At 68.2% G+C, this 18,135-nt stretch carries 18 protein-coding genes; 9 read left to right on the top strand and 9 right to left on the bottom strand.

Features of this window, described 5'->3' with window-relative positions; genetic code table 11:
• Positions 1 to 16: 16 nt before the first annotated feature.
• The 5 genes from moaB to P2T65_RS11020 form a co-directional block, all read right to left on the bottom strand.
• Positions 17 to 568 (bottom strand): molybdenum cofactor biosynthesis protein B, encoded by a 552-nt coding sequence (gene moaB, locus P2T65_RS11040; RefSeq protein ID WP_063189552.1) that lies wholly within the window; start codon positions 566 to 568, stop codon positions 17 to 19.
• Between the two features lie 30 nt (positions 569 to 598).
• Positions 599 to 1,486 carry a neutral zinc metallopeptidase gene (locus P2T65_RS11035; RefSeq protein WP_071923505.1) on the bottom strand — a complete coding sequence of 296 codons (888 nt, stop codon included), beginning with the start codon at positions 1,484 to 1,486 and terminating at the stop codon, positions 599 to 601.
• A 117-nt stretch (positions 1,487 to 1,603) separates the two neighbouring features.
• A complete protein-coding gene (gene cydB, locus P2T65_RS11030) occupies positions 1,604 to 2,608 on the bottom strand; it encodes a cytochrome d ubiquinol oxidase subunit II (protein ID WP_276199782.1) in 1,005 nt (334 codons plus the stop codon).
• A gap of 10 nt (positions 2,609 to 2,618) precedes the next feature.
• Positions 2,619 to 4,016, bottom strand: a complete 1,398-nt coding sequence (locus P2T65_RS11025) for a cytochrome ubiquinol oxidase subunit I (protein WP_276199781.1) — start codon at positions 4,014 to 4,016, stop codon at positions 2,619 to 2,621.
• Between the two features lie 108 nt (positions 4,017 to 4,124).
• Positions 4,125 to 4,970, bottom strand: coding sequence for a uracil-DNA glycosylase (locus tag P2T65_RS11020; RefSeq protein WP_055459224.1), 846 nt, complete (start codon positions 4,968 to 4,970; stop codon positions 4,125 to 4,127).
• Positions 4,971 to 5,171: 201 nt separating this feature from the next.
• Here P2T65_RS11020 and P2T65_RS11015 point away from each other — a divergent pair, with 201 nt between their 5' ends.
• The 3 genes from P2T65_RS11015 (at position 5,172) to P2T65_RS11005 (ending at position 9,842) form a co-directional block, all read left to right on the top strand.
• On the top strand, positions 5,172 to 6,848 hold the full coding sequence (locus tag P2T65_RS11015) for an electron transfer flavoprotein-ubiquinone oxidoreductase (protein ID WP_245280521.1): 1,677 nt from the start codon (positions 5,172 to 5,174) through the stop codon (positions 6,846 to 6,848).
• Positions 6,849 to 7,022: 174 nt separating this feature from the next.
• Positions 7,023 to 8,807, top strand: coding sequence for a tetratricopeptide repeat protein (locus P2T65_RS11010; protein ID WP_055459223.1), 1,785 nt, complete (start codon positions 7,023 to 7,025; stop codon positions 8,805 to 8,807).
• Between the two features lie 123 nt (positions 8,808 to 8,930).
• The gene (locus P2T65_RS11005; protein ID WP_276199780.1) at positions 8,931 to 9,842 is read left to right on the top strand and encodes a 4-(cytidine 5'-diphospho)-2-C-methyl-D-erythritol kinase; all 912 of its coding nucleotides are present in this window, start codon (positions 8,931 to 8,933) and stop codon (positions 9,840 to 9,842) included.
• 3 nt (positions 9,843 to 9,845) lie between these two features.
• Here P2T65_RS11005 and P2T65_RS11000 read toward each other — a convergent pair whose 3' ends face one another.
• On the bottom strand, positions 9,846 to 10,862 hold the full coding sequence (locus P2T65_RS11000; protein WP_055459221.1) for a polyprenyl synthetase family protein: 1,017 nt from the start codon (positions 10,860 to 10,862) through the stop codon (positions 9,846 to 9,848).
• Positions 10,863 to 11,008: 146 nt separating this feature from the next.
• Here P2T65_RS11000 and P2T65_RS10995 point away from each other — a divergent pair, with 146 nt between their 5' ends.
• Positions 11,009 to 11,233 (top strand): DUF2007 domain-containing protein, encoded by a 225-nt coding sequence (locus P2T65_RS10995; protein WP_055459220.1) that lies wholly within the window; start codon positions 11,009 to 11,011, stop codon positions 11,231 to 11,233.
• Positions 11,226 to 12,005, top strand: a complete 780-nt coding sequence (locus P2T65_RS10990; RefSeq protein WP_055459219.1) for a methyltransferase — start codon at positions 11,226 to 11,228, stop codon at positions 12,003 to 12,005. The genes P2T65_RS10995 and P2T65_RS10990 overlap by 8 nt, the downstream gene beginning before the upstream one ends.
• A 3-nt stretch (positions 12,006 to 12,008) precedes the next feature.
• On the opposite strand, the gene P2T65_RS10985 is transcribed toward P2T65_RS10990, so the two are convergent.
• Positions 12,009 to 12,323: a hypothetical protein gene (locus tag P2T65_RS10985; protein WP_276199779.1), complete on the bottom strand. Its 315-nt coding sequence runs from the start codon at positions 12,321 to 12,323 to the stop codon at positions 12,009 to 12,011.
• Positions 12,324 to 12,496: 173 nt separating this feature from the next.
• Here P2T65_RS10985 and P2T65_RS10980 point away from each other — a divergent pair, with 173 nt between their 5' ends.
• Positions 12,497 to 13,354 (top strand): S49 family peptidase, encoded by an 858-nt coding sequence (locus P2T65_RS10980; RefSeq protein ID WP_055459217.1) that lies wholly within the window; start codon positions 12,497 to 12,499, stop codon positions 13,352 to 13,354.
• Between the two features lie 7 nt (positions 13,355 to 13,361).
• Here P2T65_RS10980 and P2T65_RS10975 read toward each other — a convergent pair whose 3' ends face one another.
• Both P2T65_RS10975 and P2T65_RS10970 read right to left on the bottom strand, forming a co-directional pair.
• Positions 13,362 to 13,577, bottom strand: a complete 216-nt coding sequence (locus P2T65_RS10975) for a hypothetical protein (protein WP_055459216.1) — start codon at positions 13,575 to 13,577, stop codon at positions 13,362 to 13,364.
• Between the two features lie 25 nt (positions 13,578 to 13,602).
• Positions 13,603 to 14,010 (bottom strand): hypothetical protein, encoded by a 408-nt coding sequence (locus P2T65_RS10970; RefSeq protein ID WP_055459215.1) that lies wholly within the window; start codon positions 14,008 to 14,010, stop codon positions 13,603 to 13,605.
• A gap of 256 nt (positions 14,011 to 14,266) precedes the next feature.
• On the opposite strand from P2T65_RS10970, the gene P2T65_RS10965 reads away from it, so the two are divergent.
• The 3 genes from P2T65_RS10965 to glyS all read left to right on the top strand — a co-directional run bounded on the left by P2T65_RS10965 (position 14,267) and on the right by glyS (position 18,130).
• A complete protein-coding gene (locus tag P2T65_RS10965; protein WP_186438029.1) occupies positions 14,267 to 15,181 on the top strand; it encodes a glycine--tRNA ligase subunit alpha in 915 nt (304 codons plus the stop codon).
• Positions 15,182 to 15,291: 110 nt separating this feature from the next.
• Positions 15,292 to 15,990 carry a DUF3800 domain-containing protein gene (locus P2T65_RS10960; protein WP_071923515.1) on the top strand — a complete coding sequence of 233 codons (699 nt, stop codon included), beginning with the start codon at positions 15,292 to 15,294 and terminating at the stop codon, positions 15,988 to 15,990.
• Between the two features lie 7 nt (positions 15,991 to 15,997).
• Positions 15,998 to 18,130 (top strand): glycine--tRNA ligase subunit beta, encoded by a 2,133-nt coding sequence (gene glyS, locus P2T65_RS10955; protein WP_071923516.1) that lies wholly within the window; start codon positions 15,998 to 16,000, stop codon positions 18,128 to 18,130.
• The last annotated feature ends 5 nt before the right edge of the window (positions 18,131 to 18,135 follow it).

The raw sequence follows: 18,135 nt of genomic DNA, 5'->3' as shown, positions 1-18,135 counted from the left end.
CGTGATCCCCGTCCTTTCAGCTGCCGGTTCCACGCCTCAGATGCTCGTCGAGCCGCGGCATGATCTCGACGAAATTGCACGGCCGTTGGCGATAATCGAGCTGCGCGGCGAGGATGCCGTCCCAGGCGTCCTTGCAGGCGCCGGGGGAGCCCGGCAGCACGAAGATGTAGGTTGCGCCCGCGACGCCCGCGGTCGCCCGTGACTGCAGGGTCGAGGTGCCGATCTTGTCGTAGGAGATGCGGTGGAAGACGGCCGAGAAGCCGTCCATGCGCTTCTCGAACAGCGGCTCGATGGCCTCGGGCGTCACGTCCCGGCCGGTGAAGCCCGTGCCGCCCGTGGTGATGACGGCATCGATGCCGGGATCGGCGATCCAGCCCTTCACGGTGGCGCGGATCTCGTCGATCTCGTCCGGCACGATGGCGCGGGCGGCAAGGCGATGGCCGGCCGCTTCGAGACGCTGAACCAGCGTGTCGCCGGATCTGTCGTCGGCGAGGCTGCGCGTGTCGGATACGGTCAGCACGGCGATGGAGAGCGGAATGAAAGGGCGCGTTTCGTCGATACGGGACATGAGTCTGCCTGATGAGGTGGTGCCGGACCGTCAGGGCCTGCTTGCGCCGAAGGTATCGCACGCCTGCACGCGGCCTTCCTTGAGCCCGGTCATGAACCAGCGCACGCGCTGCTCGGACGAGCCATGGGTGAAGGTCTCGGGGACGGCATAGCCCTGGCCGGCCCTCTGCAGGCGGTCGTCGCCGATGGCCTCGGCCGCGTTCATCGCCTCCTCCACGTCGCCGGGCTCCAGCGCCTTCCAGCGCTGCTCGCTGTGATTGGCCCACACGCCGGCGAGGCAGTCGGCCATCAATTCGACGCGCACGGACAATTCGTTCGCCTGCCGCTGCGAGGCCTGGCGCTGCGCCTGCTGCACCTTGGGCAGGATGCCGAGCAGGTTCTCCACATGGTGTCCGACCTCGTGAGCGATGACATAGGCATAGGCGAAATCGCCGCCCGCGCGGAAGCGCCGGCGCATGTCGTCGAAGAAGCTGAGGTCGATGTAGACCGTCTGGTCGACGGGACAATAGAACGGCCCCATGGCCGCCTGCGCGAAGCCGCAGTTCGACCGGGTGGCGCCGGAGAAGAGCACCATGCGCGGGTTCTTGTAGGCGACGTTCACCTGCTGCGGCAGGACGGTCGTCCAGACGTCCTCCGTATTGCCGAGGATGGCGGCGGCGAACTGGCCGGCCTCGTCCTGCGGCGCGCCGCGCGTGCCCGGCTGCGACTGCTCGTAGGAGGAGCCGCCGCCCGACAGCATCTCGGCCCCGCCGATGAGGATGCGCGGATCGATGCCGAGCGCCCAGCCGATGAGGCCGAGCACGAGGATGGTGCCAATGCCGATGCCGCCGCCGCGTCCCCCGCCGGGGATGTGGAAGCCTCCACCGCCGCCGCGCCGGTCCTCGACATTCTCGGACCGGCGGAAATCACCCCAGCGCATGTCTTGCCTTCCGTCGACGCCTCACTTGCCTGCAGCGGCAGGCCGACCAGCATAGCCCGCCCCGCCGCGCCGGCCAACGACCGGCTGCGCCATGCCGTGGCAGCGGTAAACGCCGCGCTAGTGGTAGCCCTCGCCCTCCTTCAGCTTGCCGCGGAAGGTCCAGTACACGAAGACCGTGTAGCCGAGGATCATGGGCAGGAGCGGCAGGGTCCCGATGAGGAGGAAGATCTGCGCCGCCGTCACCGCCGCGGTGTCCCACACCGTCAGGGTCGGCGGCACGAGATAGGGGAAATTGGAGATGGCGAGCCCGGCGTAGCACAGAAGGAAGATGCCGATCGTGCTGAAGAACGGCAGGGCCGTGCGACCCTGGCGCGTGCCGTGCCAGGCGAGCAGGCCGAGCACGGCCGTGGCCGCCGGCAGGAGCCACAGGAAGTAGATGTTCGGCGCCGCGAACCAGCGGTCGGCGATGCGCTCGAACGAGGCCGGCGTCCAGATGCTTACGAGCGCCGCGCAGATGCCGACGGCGATGAGGAAGCCGGGCGCCAGCCGGCGGGCATGGTCGGCGGTCGGGCCCTCCGTCTTCATCATCAGCCAGCAGCAGCCGATGAGGCCGTAGCCGGCGACGACGCCGACCCCGCACAGCAGCGGGAACGGCGCCAGCCAGTCGAAGGAGCCGCCGGCGAACTCCCCGTTCTCCACCCTGATGCCCTGCAGGAGGCCGCCGAGGATGACGCCCTGGGCGAAGGCCGCGACGATGGAGCCGCCGGAGAAGGCGAGATCCCACATGCGGTGCCGGGGCTTCGACACCCAGCGGAACTCGAACGACACCCCGCGGAAGATGAGGGCGAGCAGCATCACGATGACCGGCAGGTAGAGCGCCGGCATGATGACGGCATAGGCCTGCGGGAAGGCGACCCACAGGCCGCCGCCGCCCAGGACGAGCCACGTCTCGTTGCCGTCCCAGAAGGGGGCGACGGAGTTCATCATCTCGTCGCGGCGCGCCTCCTCCTGCGTCGTGGGAAAGAGGATGCCCATGCCGAGGTCGAAGCCGTCGAGGATGACGTAGAGCGCGACGGCCGTGGCGATCAGCCCGGCCCAGATGATCGGCAGATACCACTCCATGGCACGCTCCTCATTGTCCGGGTTGCATGGCGGCGCGGGCCGCCTCCTCGGCTGCCGACAGCGGCCGGTTGGGCAGCCCCCTCGGCTCGGCGGCGACCTCCGGTGCCGGTCCCTTTACGATGAGCCGATTGATGTAGCGGATGCCCATGGTGAAAACGATGCCATAGACGACCAGGAAGAGCGCGAGCGTGAAGGCGACGGTCTCCATGGCGACTGGCGAACGGGCGTCGGCCGTGCGCAGGATGCCCGTCGCGACCCACGGCTGGCGGCCGATCTCGGCTACGAACCAGCCGGCGATGATGGCGATGAAGCCAGTCGGCCACGCCCATGACGCTGCCCGGAGGAATGTGCGGGAGGTGAACAGCCGGCCGCGCAGCCAGAGATAGCCGCCCCAGAAGGCGAGCCCGATCATGAGTAAACCGAGGCCGACCATGACGCGGAAGGAGAAGAACACCGGCACCACCGGCGGCCGGTCCTCGGACGGGAAGGCCTTCAGGCCGGGGTAGATGCCGTTCCAGTCGTGCGTGATGATCAGGCTGCCGAGATGGGGAATGGCGATCTCGAAGTCGTTCGATTCGGTCCGCTCGTTCGGCCAGGCGAAGAGGACGAGCGGGGCCACCTCGCTCTCCGGCCAGTGTCCCTCCATCGCGGCGAGCTTCACCGGCTGGTATTTGGCCGTCTTGAGGCCATGCGCATCACCGATGACGGCCTGCAGCGGCGCGAGGATCAAGGTCATGCCGAGACCCATGCCGATCATCGTGCGGCCATGACGCTCGTGCACCCCGGCGAGCAGGTAGCGTGCGCCGACGGCGAGAACGACGATGGCCGTGGTGAGATAGGCCGCGGCCACCATATGCACGAGGCGCAGCGGAAAGGTGGGGCTGAAGACGATGGCGAGCCAGTCGACCGGATAGGCGATGCCGTCGCGCACCTCGTGCCCGGTCGGATATTGCATCCAGCTGTTGGCCGAGATGATCCAGAAGGCCGACATGCAGGTGCCGACCGCCACCATGAGCGCAGCGAAGAAGTGCAGTGCCGGCGGCACCCGGTTCCAGCCGAAGAGCATGATGCCGAGGAAGGTTGCTTCCAGGAAGAAGGCTGTCAGCACCTCGTAGCCGATGAGCGGGCCGATGGTGTTGCCGACCACCACCGAGAAGCGGCTCCAGTTGGTGCCAAACTGGTAGGACAGCACGATGCCGGACACGACGCCCATGGCGAAGGACACGGCGAAGATCTTCGTCCAGAAGCGGGCGAGGGTGCGGTAATGCTCGTCGCCCGTATAGAGCCAGCGGCCCAGCAAAGTGGTGATGAAGGCGGAAAGGCCGATGGTGAAGGCGGGGAAAATGATGTGGAAGGTGACCGTGAAAGCGAACTGGATGCGCGCCAGCATCGTCGCGTCGAGATCCATGTCGTCACCTCCGGGGATCGTGCCTCGATTCGGAATGACGCGAGATATTACATCACAATTGTGCAGGTTTCGCCACGAAAGCACCGCCGGCCGCCGCGGCGGGCGGTTTCAGCCCCGGGGGGCGCCGGCCGTCTCGTCGAGCACCTTCCTCAGGGCGCGCAGGTCGCGCCACGCAAGCCGCTTCTGCGCCGGCTGGCGCAGCAGATAGGCGGGATGGAGCGTCGCGAGGGCCCGGATGGTGCGCCGGCCCGTCTCGTAGTCGAACCACTTGCCGCGCGTGCGCAGGATGCCTTCGCGCACTCCGAGCAGCGCCTGGGCCGACGGGCCGCCGAGGCAGACGAGCACGTCCGGGTCACACAGCTCGATCTGGCGCTCGATGAAGGGGCGGCATATCGCCGCCTCCTGCGGCGTCGGCGTGCGGTTGCCGGGCGGGCGCCACGGCACGATGTTGGCGATGTAGACGCTGCCGCGGTCGAGGCCGATCGCCGAGAGCATCCTGTCGAGCAATTGTCCCGAGCGGCCGACGAAGGGCTTGCCCTGGATATCCTCCTCGCGCCCCGGCGCCTCGCCGACCAGCATGACGCGGGCGCCTGGCGTGCCGTCGGCGAAGACGAGGTTCTTCGCCGTCGCCTTCAGGGCGCAGCCGTCGAAGGCCGCGAGCGCCTCGCGCAGCTCGTCGAGGCTGGTCGCCCCGCGGGCCGTGGCGCGGGCGGCAAGCGCCGTCTCGTCCGCCGAGGCCGCAGCGGCAAAGGCCGGAGCGGCCGGCTGCCGCGGCTCCGACGGCGCGGGGGCCGGGCGCGCCTGTTCCCCGCGCGGCTGCGGCCGGTCCGGCTCGGCGAAGCGGTCGTGCGGCGCCTCGTCGAGCGCCAGGTCGACGCCGGCATCGACATAGAAGGCAAGGAGCGCTTCGAGCGCTGCCTCGCGGGCTCCGATCTCGGCGGGAGGATGCGACATGCCGGCATTCTAGAGGCGCCACCGGCACCTTGCCAGTGCCGGATCGCCGCCGTCCTCCGCTTCGAGAGGTCGCGCCCGCAGTGCAACATGCAGTCTGGAACGGGTCGAAGACTTCGCGTATCGATGATTGCAGCACATATGGAATTGTTCGTATACAAATAAAAAATCCGCCGGGGTGCTGATAAGCCAAGGAGTGGCCTGATGGATCTGCCCGAACGGGAGCGAATGGACTACGACGTCGTCATCGTCGGCGCAGGCCCGGCCGGCCTTGCTGCTGCGATTCGCCTCAAGCAACTCGCTGCCGAGGCGGACCGGGACGTCTCCGTCGTCGTCGTGGAGAAGGGCTCCGAGGTCGGCGCCCACATTCTCTCGGGCGCGGTGATCGACCCCGTCGGCCTCGACCGGCTGCTGCCCGACTGGCGCGAGGATCCCGAGCGGCCGCTGAAGACGCAGGTTACAGCCGACCGCTTCCTCTATCTCGGCCCCGCGGGCGGCGTCAGGCTGCCCAATGCCCTGATGCCGCGGCTCATGAACAACCACGGCAATTTCGTCGGCTCGCTCGGCAATGTGGCGCGCTATCTCGCCGCGCGGGCGGAGGCGCTCGGCGTCGAGATCTATCCGGGCTTCGCCGCCGCCGAGGTGCTCTACGGCGACAAGGGCGAGGTCGTCGGCATCGCCACCGGCGACATGGGCGTCGGCCGGAATGGCGAGCCCAAGGCCGAGTTCACCCGCGGCATGGAGCTGCGCGGCAAGTATACTCTCCTCGGCGAGGGCGCGCGGGGCTCGCTGTCGAAGCAGGTCATCCGGCGCTTCTCGCTCGACGAGGGCCGCGAGCCGCAGAAATTCGGCATCGGGCTCAAGGAATTGTGGCAGATCCCGCCAGAGAAATTTGAGCCCGGCCTCGTCCAGCACTCCTTCGGCTGGCCGCTCGACAACAGCACCGGCGGCGGCTCCTTCCTCTACCACTTCGACGACAACCTGGTCTCGATCGGTTTCGTCGTGCACCTCAACTATTCGAACCCGACCCTGTCGCCGTTCGACGAGTTCCAGCGCTTCAAGACCCATCCGATGATCCGGGGCATGCTGGAGGGTGGCAAGCGCATTGCCTACGGCGCGCGCGCCATCACGGAAGGAGGCTTCCAGTCGGTGCCGAAGCTCGTCTTCCCCGGCGGGGCGCTCATCGGCTGTGCCGCCGGCTTCGTCAACGTGCCGCGCATCAAGGGCTCGCACAACGCCATCCTGTCCGGCATGCTCTGTGCCGAAAACGTCTTCGCGGCGCTCGGCCAGGGGCGGGAGCACGACGAACTCGCCGGCTACGAGACCGGCTGGCGCGGCTCCGATATCGGCCGCGACCTGCACAAGGTGCGCAACGTCAAGCCGTTGTGGTCGCGCTTCGGCACCATGGCGGGCGTCGCCATCGGCGGCATCGACATGTGGACGAACGAACTCCTCGGCTTCTCGCTCTTTGGCACGCTCGGCCACGGCAAGCCCGATCACGCGACCTTGAAGCGAATCGACGAGGTCAAGCCGATCACCTACCCGAAGCCGGACGGCATCGTATCCTTCGACAAGCTCTCGTCCGTCTTCCTGTCCAACACCAATCACGAGGAGGACCAGCCGGTCCACCTCAAGCTGGCCGATCCCACGATTCCGGTGGAGCGGAATCTGCCGCTCTACGGCGAGCCGGCGCGCCTCTACTGCCCGGCGGCGGTCTACGAGGTGGTGTATGACGACGCGGCGGCGCGGACCAATCCCCGATTTGTGATCAACGCGCAGAATTGCGTGCACTGCAAGACCTGCGACATCAAGGACCCGGCCCAGAACATCACCTGGGTGACGCCGGAAGGCGGCGGCGGACCCAACTATCCGAACATGTGAGGCCATTCGGCATCGAGCCGTGGCCGTCGCGCCCGGCTCGATGCCGACGGGTCGTTCGTTTACCCGCCGCTATTGCCGATGCACCGCAAAAAGGTCATGTTGCGCGGTGATAGAAGAAGGCGCCGCGCTTCCCCCGCAAGCGGCGCAAGGGCGGCAAGAGAACACGTGATTCACATGACCTTCAGGCGCTTCTCGCGCATTGCCATTTCGGCTTGCTGCATCTTTTCCGTCATGGCCTTCGGGCAGCCGGGCACGCTCTCGGCCAAGGCTGAGGACGTGGAACTCGCCATCGACAGCCTGCCCGGGCCGGCCGAGAGCGTCGAGGGCAACTATCTCGCCGCAGTGGTCGCCGGATCGGCGCGCGACACGCGGGCGGCGGCGCTCTACTTCCGCGAGGCGTTGCGGGACGATCCCCGCAATCCGGAACTCCTGGAGCGCGCCTTCGTCGCGCTGCTCGCCAACGGCGATATGGAGGAGGCCTTCTCGGCCGCGCGCCAGCTGCTGCAGCGCGACGCCAACAACGGCCTTGCGCGCCTTGCCCTCGGTGTCGAGGCGATGAAGGCGCGGCGCTATGTCACCGCGCGCAAGTATCTCGGCAGCGGCGGGCGCGGCCGCGCGGCGGACCTGACGGCGACCCTGCTGTCGGCCTGGTCCTGGGTGGGCTCGGGCAACCTGCGCCGCGCGCTCGACACGGTCGAGCGGCTCAAGGGCGAAAATTCCTACAACGTCTTCCGCGACTATCACGCGGGCCTCATCGCCGCTGTCGGCGGCAATCGCCGAGAGGCGGAAAACCGGCTGAAGGCGGCCTACGACGTGGAGCGCACGACGCTGCGCGTCGTCGATGCCTACGGGCGGCTTCTGTCCGTGCGCGGCGAGGCGGAGGAGGCCCGGCGCGTCTATGAGGCCTTCGACCGGCTGCTCCCCCGCAACCCCATCGTGCAAGACGCGCTGCAGCGGCTCGAGGCCGGGGAGCGCCTGTCGTCGCTCATCGCCAACACCCAGGAGGGAGCGGCCGAGGTGCTCTACGGCCTTGGGGCTGCGGGCAACAGCCAAGGCGATGAGATTGCGGCGCTCATCTATCTGCGCCTTGCGACCTTCCTCGCACCGAAGCACGAGCTTGCCATCGTCACGCTCGGCGACATGCTGGAGCGGCTCAAGCAATATGCTTCGGCCATCGAGGTTTTCGAGACGATGCCGGCGAACTCGCCGCTCAGGTCGAGCATCGACATCCAGATTGCCGTCTCGCTGGAGCTCATGGGCGAGAAGGACAGGGCCCAGAAGCATCTCGAGGAACTGATCGCCGCCAATCCGGACGATGTCGAGGGCCTGATCGCGCTCGGCAACCTCCTGCGCTCGCGCAAGGACTTCGCAGCGGCGGCCGAGGTCTACACCCGCGCCGTCGAGGCCATCGGCACGCCCGACCAGTCGCGCTGGACGCTCTTCTACTTCCGCGGCATCGCCTACGAGCGCTCGAAGGAATGGCCGAAGGCCGAAGCGGACTTCAAGAAGGCGCTGGAACTCGCGCCCGAGAGCGTCGGCAGCGACCGGGCGCTCGTGCTCAACTATCTCGGCTATTCGTGGGTCGACCGGCACATGAACCTCGACGAGGCCTTCGAGATGCTGAAGCGGGCCGTCGAGCTCAGGCCGCGGGACGGCTATATCGTCGACAGCCTCGGCTGGGCCTATTACCGCCTCGGGCGCTACGACGATGCGGTGCGTGAGCTGGAGCGCGCCATCGAGCTGCGCCCGTCCGACCCCACGATCAACGACCACCTCGGTGACGCCTACTGGCGCACGGGCCGCAAGCTCGAGGCGAAGTTCCAGTGGAACCACGCGCGCGACCTCGACCCTGAGCCCGAGGACCTCGTCAAGATCCTCGAGAAGATCGAGAAGGGCCTGCCTGACGAAGAAAAGCCCGCGGCCGCCGAGGCCGTCGAGAAGCCGAAGAACGGCGGGTGAGTGGACGGGCTTTCGGATGACGGCGCCGTGGTACGTCTCCTTCTCCCGGCCGGCGGAGAGGGAGATGTCAGCGTCAGTACTCCCTCAGGAAATAGGAACCCGGCTGCAGTCCGATAACCGCTCATGACCGTGCAGCCGCACCTTCCTCCCACTCCCGCCGGCCATCTCCTCGTCGAGCGTGCGCCGGCCAAGGTGAACCTGTCGCTGCACGTCACCGGCCGGCGGGCGGATGGCTATCATCTGCTCGAAAGCCTCGTCGCCTTCGCCGGCTGCGGCGACCGCCTGTCGCTCGATCCCGTCCGGCCGCTCGGTCTCACGGTCTCCGGCCCGGGCGCGGAGGCTGCGGGTGGCGGGCAGGACAACCTCGTGCTGCGGGCCGTGCACCATCTCATGGCCCGGCGGCCGGGCCTCGTGGCCGGACATTTCCATCTCGACAAGCGCCTGCCGGTTGCGGCCGGCCTCGGCGGCGGTTCGTCCGACGCGGCGGCGGCGCTGCGCCTCATGGCGCGGCTCAACGGCCTCGGCCTCGACGACCCGGCCATCCGCGCCGCCGCCGTTGCGACGGGCGCGGACGTGCCCGTCTGCCTCGACGGCCGGGCGCGGGTCATGGCCGGCATCGGCGATGTCCTCGCACCGCCGCTCGGCCTGCCGCGGCTCTTCGCCGTCCTCGTCAATCCGCGCACGCCGGTGGCGACGGCCGACGTCTTTCGCGGCCTCGGGCTTCGTGCCGGTACGATGAGGGAGCCGACACTGCAGCCGGTGGCGCCGGCTGACGGATGTGGCCGGAGCGAGGTTCTCGCCGTGCTCGCCAAGGCGCGCAACGATCTTGAGGCGCCGGCGAGGTCGCTGTCGCCGGCGATCGCGGAAGCTCTCGCCCTGCTGCGCAGCCTGCCGGAGTGCCGGCTCGCCCGCATGTCAGGCTCGGGCGCGACCGTCTTCGGCCTGTTCGACGATTGCCGTGCCGCAGCGCGTGGGCGCCGCGCGATCGCCGCCGCGCGCCCGGCTTGGTGGGCGCGCGCGACCTCTCTGCGCTGACGGTCAGTAGGCGCGGGCGATGCAGAAGGCGACGGCGTCGAGGAGCGCCGTCTTCATCGGCCCGTCAGGGAAGGTGGACAGCGCCTCGCAAGCAGCATCGCCATAGGTGCGGGCCCGCGCGATGGTGTCGTCGATGGCCCCGTGGCGGCGCATGATGCGCTGCGCCTCGGCGAGGTCCTCGTCGCGCACCTCGCCCTTCTCCAGCGTGCGGTGCCAGAAGGCGCGCTCGGCCTCGTCGCCCCGCGCGAGTGAGAGCACGACGGGCAGAGTGATCTTGCCCTCGCGGAAGTCGTCGCCGACGTTCTTGCCGAGGCTGGCGCTGGAGCCGCCGTAGTCGAGCGCGTCGTCGATGAGCTGGAAGGCGATGCCGAGGCTGGTGCCGTAGCTGCGGCAGGCGGCCCGCTCATGGGCCGGGCGGGCGGCGAGAATGGGGCCGACCTCGCAGGCGGCGGCAAAGAGCGCGGCCGTCTTCGCCTCCACCACGGCAAGATAGCCCTGCTCGGTGGTGGCAAGGTTCTTGGCTGCCGACAGCTGCCACACCTCGCCCTCGGCGATGACGGCCGCCGCATCGGCGAGCACGGCGAGCGCATCGAGCGAGCCGACCTCGACCATCATCTTGAAGGCCTGGCCGAGCAGGAAATCGCCGACGAGCACGCTCGCCTCGTTGCCCCACACCATGCGGGCGGCGAGCTTGCCGCGGCGCATGTCACTCTCGTCCACCACGTCGTCGTGCAGCAGCGTCGCGGTATGCATGAACTCGACGCTCGCGGCGAGCTTGACATCGCCGTCGCCTTCGTAGCCGCAGAGCTGGGCGGTGGCGAGCGTCAGCATCGGGCGCAGGCGCTTGCCGCCGGAAGAGATGAGATGGTTGGCGACCTCGGGAATCATCGCCACGTCCGAACCTGTCCGCGACAGGATCATCTGGTTGACGCGGGCCATGCCGGGGGAGACCAGCGCCACCAGCCTGTCTATACCGGTCTGCTCCCGCGTGCGCTCCTCCATGGGGACGACGACACCCACGCTCTCTTCCTCCAACTTGACGCCACCAGCAGCCGCGACAAATAGCGATATTTGCTGCACCTTGCACGCACCAATGACGGGCCGCAACGGGCCCCGTTGCCGCAAGGCGGGACCGGCCAGGCTCCCGGGCGCAGGAAGGCGGGGGAATGAAGGAACTCATGCGCACCAACGATATCGTGCTTCTGGGGGCTGCCGAGGCGCTTCTCAAGGCCGCCGACATCCCCTGTTTCGTCGCCGATGCGCATATGAGCATCCTCGAGGGATCAATCGGCGCCTTCCAGCGGCGCCTGCTCGTTGCCGATGACGAGGAGGTCCGGGCGCGCCGCCTTCTCGGCGATGCGGGGTTTGCGGCAGAGCTGCGCGATGCATGACGGGGAGCCGGCCGCTTGCGGCGACGTGACCGAGGATGCCATGCTCGACGGGCGCCTGCGGCTCGTGCAGCCTCGCAAGGGTCACCGGGCCGGGTCGGATGCCGTGCTGCTGGCGGCGGCGTGCGGTGCGGTGGGCGCGGAGACGGTGGCCGATTTCGGTGCCGGCGTCGGTGCCGTCGGCCTCATGGTCGCGGCGCTTCACCCGTCTTGCCGCGTCGTGCTCGTCGAGAACGATCCGGCGCTCGCTGCGCTGGCGCGGCGCAATGTTGTGCTCAACGGGTTCGAAGGCCGCTTCTCGGTATGCGAGGCCGATATCCTTGCGCCGGCCGCCATGCGGCGGAAGGCTGGACTGTCCGCATGTTCGGCCGATCTCGTGGCGACGAATCCGCCCTTCTGGCCCGCGGGGCGGGTGCGGAACTCGCCCGATGCGGCGCGCCGGGCAGCGCACGTCATGGCCGACGCCGCTCTTGTGGGATGGTTGCGCGCCGCTGCAGACGTGCTCGTGCCGGACGGACGCCTCGTTCTCATTCACCGGGCGGACGGGCTCGCCGGGCTCCTTGCGGCGCTGGCAGGCCGCTTCGGTGACATTGTCGTGCGCCCGGTCCACCCCCGCCCTGACAGGCCTGCCGTACGGCTGCTCGTCGCTGCCCGCAGGGGCAGTCGCGCCCCGCTGCGGCTGCTGCCCGGCTTCGTGCTCCACGAGCCGGATGGACGCTTCACGCCGGAGGCGGACGCCGTGCATCGGGGCAGGGCGTCCGTCGCGATGGGCTGATGGTCACCACCTGCGGCAAACGCGGCGCGGTCCCCAATCGGTGAAGACGGTGCGGCAGACGACGCGCGACCGCGGCGGCGGTCCCCAGTAGCGGCCGTCGCGCCAGCGATGCCCGCGCCAGTGGCGGCGGTGATATCGCGGGTGTCCCCAATAGCGGCGTGGCGGGCCGTAGTAGTACTGCACTTTCTCGACGCCTGTCGCCGTCGTGGCCAGCTGGCTGGCGCCCTGCGAGGTGGCGAGCGGGCTTGCCGCTGCCGGCTGGGCGGCCGTCAGGCCGAGAAGAGCGGCAAACAGCGCCGCTGCACCGATCCTGCTCATGCGGAACATCACTTCCTCCTTCCTCGCCGGCTTCGGGCGGAGCCTTTCCGGCGAAATCCCGGACATCATGGGTGATGGCACATGAACCGACGATGTATGGAAACATCCGCGCCTTGTTTCCCCCCGGGGGGCGGCTATGCTGGCGGCCCTGCACTGCCATCCCGCAAGGTGCCATGGTTTCAGCGCCCCTGTTTCTGAGACGCTTCCTGCCCGCACGCTTCCGCGCCCGCCAGCCGCTGGTACCGGTCGTGCGCCTGCAGGGCACCATCGGCATGCCCATGCCGCTGCGCTCCAACATCACCCTCGAATCCGTGGCGAGATCGCTCGAGACGGCGTTCGGCTTCGGCGATGTCGCGGCGGTGGCCCTCATCGTCAATTCGCCGGGTGGGTCACCGGTGCAGTCGCATCTCATCATGCAGCGTGTGCGCGCCCTGGCCGACGAGAAGGAAGTGCCGGTCTTCGCCTTCGCCGAGGATATCGCCGCTTCGGGCGGCTACATGCTTTTGCTCGCGGCCGACGAGATCTTCGCCGATTCCTTCTCGCTCGTCGGCTCCATCGGCGTCGTCTCGGCTGGATTCGGCTTCGACAGGCTCATTGAGCGCCTCGGCATAGAGCGGCGCGTCTACACGGCGGGCGACCGCAAGATGATCCTCGACCCGTTCCGGCCCGAGCGGCCGGAAGACGTGGCACGCCTCAAGGACATCCAGGCCGAGATCCATCGCAAGTTCATCGCCATCGTGCGCGAGCGGCGCGGCGCCCGCCTCCATGGCAGCGACGACGAGCTCTTTTCGGGCGCCTTCTGGTCGGCGCAGGAAGCCCTCGACCTTGGCATCATCGACGGCATCGGCGATCTCCGTTCGGTGATGCGCCAGCGCTTCGGCGACAACGTGCGCCTGCCGCTGGTCGCCGACCGGCGATCGCTGTTCTCACGTGGGCTCCTGGGCAGGTCTGAGGCCTCGGCCTTCGTCGATCCTGCCGAAGTTGTCGCCGCGCTGGAGGAGCGGGCGCGCTGGGGACGCTTCGGCCTTTAGAGGCCGCTCAGCGGTCGCGGCAGACCACCGGCTCCCCGTAGCCGCCATAGACCACCCGGATCGGCTTGAGGCACGGTGCGGTCTGCGACCGTCCGGAGCGGGAGACCGCCGGCGAGCCGTCGGTCTCCGTCATGACTGGCCCCCTGCCCATGGCGCTGACGGCGAGGGGTGTCAGCGCCGCGGAAAGCGCGGCAAGGGCGGTGATGGCGAGCAACGTGCGCATGGCGGGGGCCCCGATTTCCGATTGTTCAGCGCTGCGGGAGAGGTTGGCAGGCGTACCAGAGGGCATGGCCGTTGCGGTCATAGACGACGCGCAGCGGCATGCCGCAGCTATCGTCGGCGCTTGCGGCCTGCAGCTGCGGCGGTCGACGCGGCGGTACGCGCCTGTTGCAGGCCGCGCCCGGCTGGCAATTGGAACTGCTGGCGCGGGTGAGGCGGTCTCGCGCCAGGATGCGACGGTAGATCTCATGATCGTTGCCGCCCTCGCCGGAGCTGCCCAGGCCGCCGGCTCCGCCACCGCCGCCACCGCCCTGTCCGCCGCCGGCGGACTGGGCGAGGGTAGGGGACGCGGCGTTGAGGGTGAGCATCCCGGCGGCGCCTGTGGCGATGGCGAGGGCGAGCATGGTGGCCCGCGTGGTCTCCGTCATGGTCGTCATGGCCGTTCTCCGGTTCCGTAGGCGGTTCGTTCCGCCGACGACAGGAGCATGCCCTGCGCCTCGTCCTGGCGATGTGCGCCGCTGCACCTGGCCTGCAACCATGGGGTGAGCCGGGGGAAGGTGCCTTCATGCGCAGAGGAAGCCGTTGACTTGAAAGGTCTGGCGGCTAGGTTGCCGCGATCCCGCCTGCGGGCGGACGGATGTTCTCGATGAAGGGGCGGCGATGAGCGCGGCCGAACGGATGACTGATAGCCACATGAGCCCCGCGCGATCCTTCCAGGGGCTGATCCTCACCCTGCAGCGCTTCTGGGCGGAGCGCGGCTGCGTCATCCTGCAGCCCTACGACATGGAGGTTGGAGCCGGCACCTTCCATCCGGCGACGACGCTGAGGGCGCTTGGCCCCAAGCCCTGGCGGGCGGCCTACGTGCAGCCCTCACGCCGGCCTAAGGACGGGCGCTACGGCGAAAACCCCAACCGCCTGCAGCATTACTATCAGTTCCAGGTCATCCTGAAGCCGAGCCCGAAGGACCTGCAGGACCTCTACCTGCAGTCGCTCTATGCCATCGGCATCGATCCGGCGCTGCACGACATCCGTTTCGTCGAGGACGACTGGGAAAGCCCGACGCTCGGCGCCTGGGGCCTCGGCTGGGAGTGCTGGTGCGATGGCATGGAGGTGAGCCAGTTCACCTACTTTCAGCAGGTGGCGGGCTTCGAATGCGCGCCGGTGGCGGGCGAGCTGACCTACGGGCTCGAGCGCCTCGCCATGTATGTCCAGGGCGTGGAGAACGTCTACGACCTCAACTTCAACGGTGGCGAGGGGGCGAACAAGGTCACCTATGGCGAGATCTTCCTGCAGGCCGAGCAGGAATATTCGCGCCACAACTTCGAACATGCCGACACCGAGATGCTCTTCCGCCACTTCAAGGACGCGGAGGAGGAATGCCGCCGCCTGATCGCGGCGGGCACGGCGGGCGACGGCGACAACGACAGGCGCCACAAGCTCGCCCTGCCGGCCTATGACCAGTGCATCAAGGCGAGCCACGTCTTCAATCTGCTCGACGCTCGCGGCGTCATCTCGGTCACCGAGCGCCAGAGCTACATCTTGCGCGTGCGCGAGCTCGCCAAGGCTTGCGGCGCGGCATGGCTGGCGACGGAAGGGGGCGGAATGTGAGATACAACGTCCCTTGATTTCTCGACCGTCTGTCGTCATATCAGACATGCGGTCGAGAGGGCTGCCCTATGCGGTCCGCTGAACCAGGTGTTCACTCGGCTGCTTTTCTTATGCACATCCTCTATCTCGACGACGCCGGATCACCCAAGAATGCCGCCGAGCGACATTTCGTTCTGGCGGGGGTGAGCGTCTTCGAGCGCCAGACCTTCTATCTTGAAACCGAGCTCGACAAGCTCGCCGCGACGCTCGACCACCCCGAGCCGAAGAAGCTCGAATTTCACGGCAATCAGATTCTTGCCGGGCGCGGTTACTGGCGGAAATTTCCCCAGAGCCGTCGCCGCACCGTGCTGCTGGATGCGCTCGCCTGCGTTCGCAGGCTCTATGGGCAATGGGCGCTTTTCGGTGTTGTCGTCGATAAGGCAGCCGTGAGCCCCGAAGATCCGGTGGAATATGCTTTTGAAGAGATTGCATCTCGCTTTGACAAGACACTCCGGCGCATGCATCTCGACGGCAATTCCCAGCGCGGGCTCATCGTCTTCGACAAGTCGACAATGGAGACGCGCATTCAGGCGCTGACGACCGAGTTCCGATTTTCCGGGCATCGCAATGGCAAGTTACACAACCTTGCAGATGTGCCGTTTTTCGTCGACTCGGCTGCCTCGTGTCTCGTTCAGTTCGCCGATCTCGTGTCATATGCGCTTTGGCGCAGATACGAGAAAGACGACAGTGAATTTTACGACGTCATCGACGGCATGTTCGCTGCCGAAGGTGGTGTTACCCATGGCCTCCTCGTGAAGCGGCAAGATTGACGGAACTATGCCCGATCTTCTCCTCGAACTCTTCTGCGAAGAAATCCCTGCCCGCATGCAGCGCAAGGCGGCGGAGGACCTGAAGAAGCTCGTCACCGACGCGCTCGTCGAGCGTGGCCTCGTCTATGAGGGCGCCAGGGCCTATGTGACGCCGCGCCGGCTCGCCCTGCAGGTCGTCGGCCTGCCGGCCCGGCAGCCGGACGTGCGCGAGGAGAAGAAGGGCCCTCGCGTCGGCGCGCCCGAGAGCGCCGTGCAGGGTTTCCTGAACAGCGCCGGCCTCGTCTCTCTCGACGAGGCGAAGGTCGTCGCCGACCCGAAGAAGGGCGAGTTCTACGTCGCCGTCATCGAGCGCCCGGGCCGCGACACGCCCGAGGTCGTCGCCGAGATCGTGCCCGACGTCATCCGCAGCTTCCCCTGGCCGAAGTCGATGCGCTGGGGCAAAGCCTCCGCGGAGCCGGGCGCGCTGCGCTGGGTGCGGCCGCTGCACTCCATCCTGTGCACCTTCGGCCCCGAGACCGAGATGCCGGACGTGGTGCGCTTCGAGGTGGGCGGCATCGCCTCCTCGGACGTGACCTTCGGCCACCGCTTCATGGCGCCGGGCCTCATCCTCGTGCGCCGCTACGACGACTACGTCACGTCGCTGGAACAGGCCAAGGTCGTGCTCGACCTTGACCGGCGCAAGGACATCATCCTCAACGAGGCGAGGAATCTCGCCTTCGCGCAGGGGCTCGAGCTCGTCGAGGACGAGGGGCTGCTGGAAGAGGTGGCCGGCCTCGTCGAGTGGCCGGTCGTGCTGATGGGCTCCTTCGACGAGGACTTTCTCGCCGTGCCGCCGGAGGTGATCCGCGCCACCATCCGCGCCAACCAGAAATGTTTCGTGCTGCGCGACGGCAAGACGGGCAAGCTCGCCAACCGCTTCATCCTCGTGTCCAACGTCGAGGCGAAGGACGGCGGCGCGGCCATCGTCGCCGGCAACGGCCGCGTGGTGCGCGCCCGCCTGTCGGACGCCAAGTTCTTCTGGGAGACGGACAAGCGCACGAGGCTGGAAGACCGGCTGCCGAAGCTCGATTCGATCGTCTTCCACGAGAAGCTTGGCACCCAGGGCGAGCGCGTCGCGCGCCTCGCCGCGCTGGCGCGCGAGCTTGCCCCGATCGTCGGGGCCGATGCGGACAAGGCCGAGCGGGCCGCACGCCTCGCCAAGGCTGATCTCGTCAGCGAGATGGTCGGCGAGTTCCCCGAACTGCAGGGCCTCATGGGTCGCTATTATGCCACCGAGCAGGGCGAGGATGCGGCGGTCGCCGCCGCCGTCGAGGACCATTACAAGCCGCAGGGCCCGTCGGACCGAGTGCCGGACGCGCCGGTCAGCATCGCGGTGGCCCTCGCCGACAAGCTCGACACCCTCGTCGGCTTCTGGTCCATCGACGAGAAGCCGACCGGCTCGAAGGACCCGTATGCGCTCAGGCGCGCGGCGCTCGGCGTCATCCGGCTGGTGCTGGAGAATGGCGTCCGGCTGAAGCTCGTGCAGTTCCTCGACGATCTCGTCGTCGTCGGCCGGCTGACGTCGAGCTACGAATTGCCGGCCGGCACGCCGAAGGTCTCGACGCTCGAGGACCTCCTCGCCTTCTTCGCCGACCGTCTCAAGGTCTATCTGCGTGACAAGGGTGCGCGGCACGACCTCATCGATGCCGTCTTCGCGCTCGAGGGCCAGGACGACCTCGTGCTCATCGTCCGGCGCGTGGAGGCGCTCGGCCGCTTCCTCGACACCGAGGACGGCAGGAACCTGCTCGCCGGCTACAAGCGGGCCGCCAACATCCTGCGCATCGAGGAGAAGAAGGACGGGCGCAGCTACGGCGGGGCGCCCGACCTTGCGCTCATTGCCCGGGCCGGCCAGATCGAAGAGAAGGGCCTTGCCGTGGCGCTCGATGCGGCGCGGCGCGACGCCTCTGCAGCCGTTGCGCGTGAGGATTTTGAGGGCGCCATGCGGGCGCTCGCGGCGCTGCGCCCCGCGGTCGATGCCTTCTTCGACAAGGTGACGGTCAATGCCGAGGATCCCGCCCTGCGCGAGAACCGGCTGAAGCTGCTCAACGCCATCCGCGAGGCGACCCGCGAGGTGGCGGATTTCTCCAGGATCGAGGGCTGATCACC

Origin of the sequence: Chelatococcus sp. XZ-Ab1 (genome assembly GCF_029309855.1) — a bacterium.
GTDB lineage: Bacteria > Pseudomonadota > Alphaproteobacteria > Rhizobiales > Beijerinckiaceae > Chelatococcus_A > Chelatococcus_A sambhunathii.
This window is presented reverse-complemented; position numbering and strand designations above follow the sequence as displayed.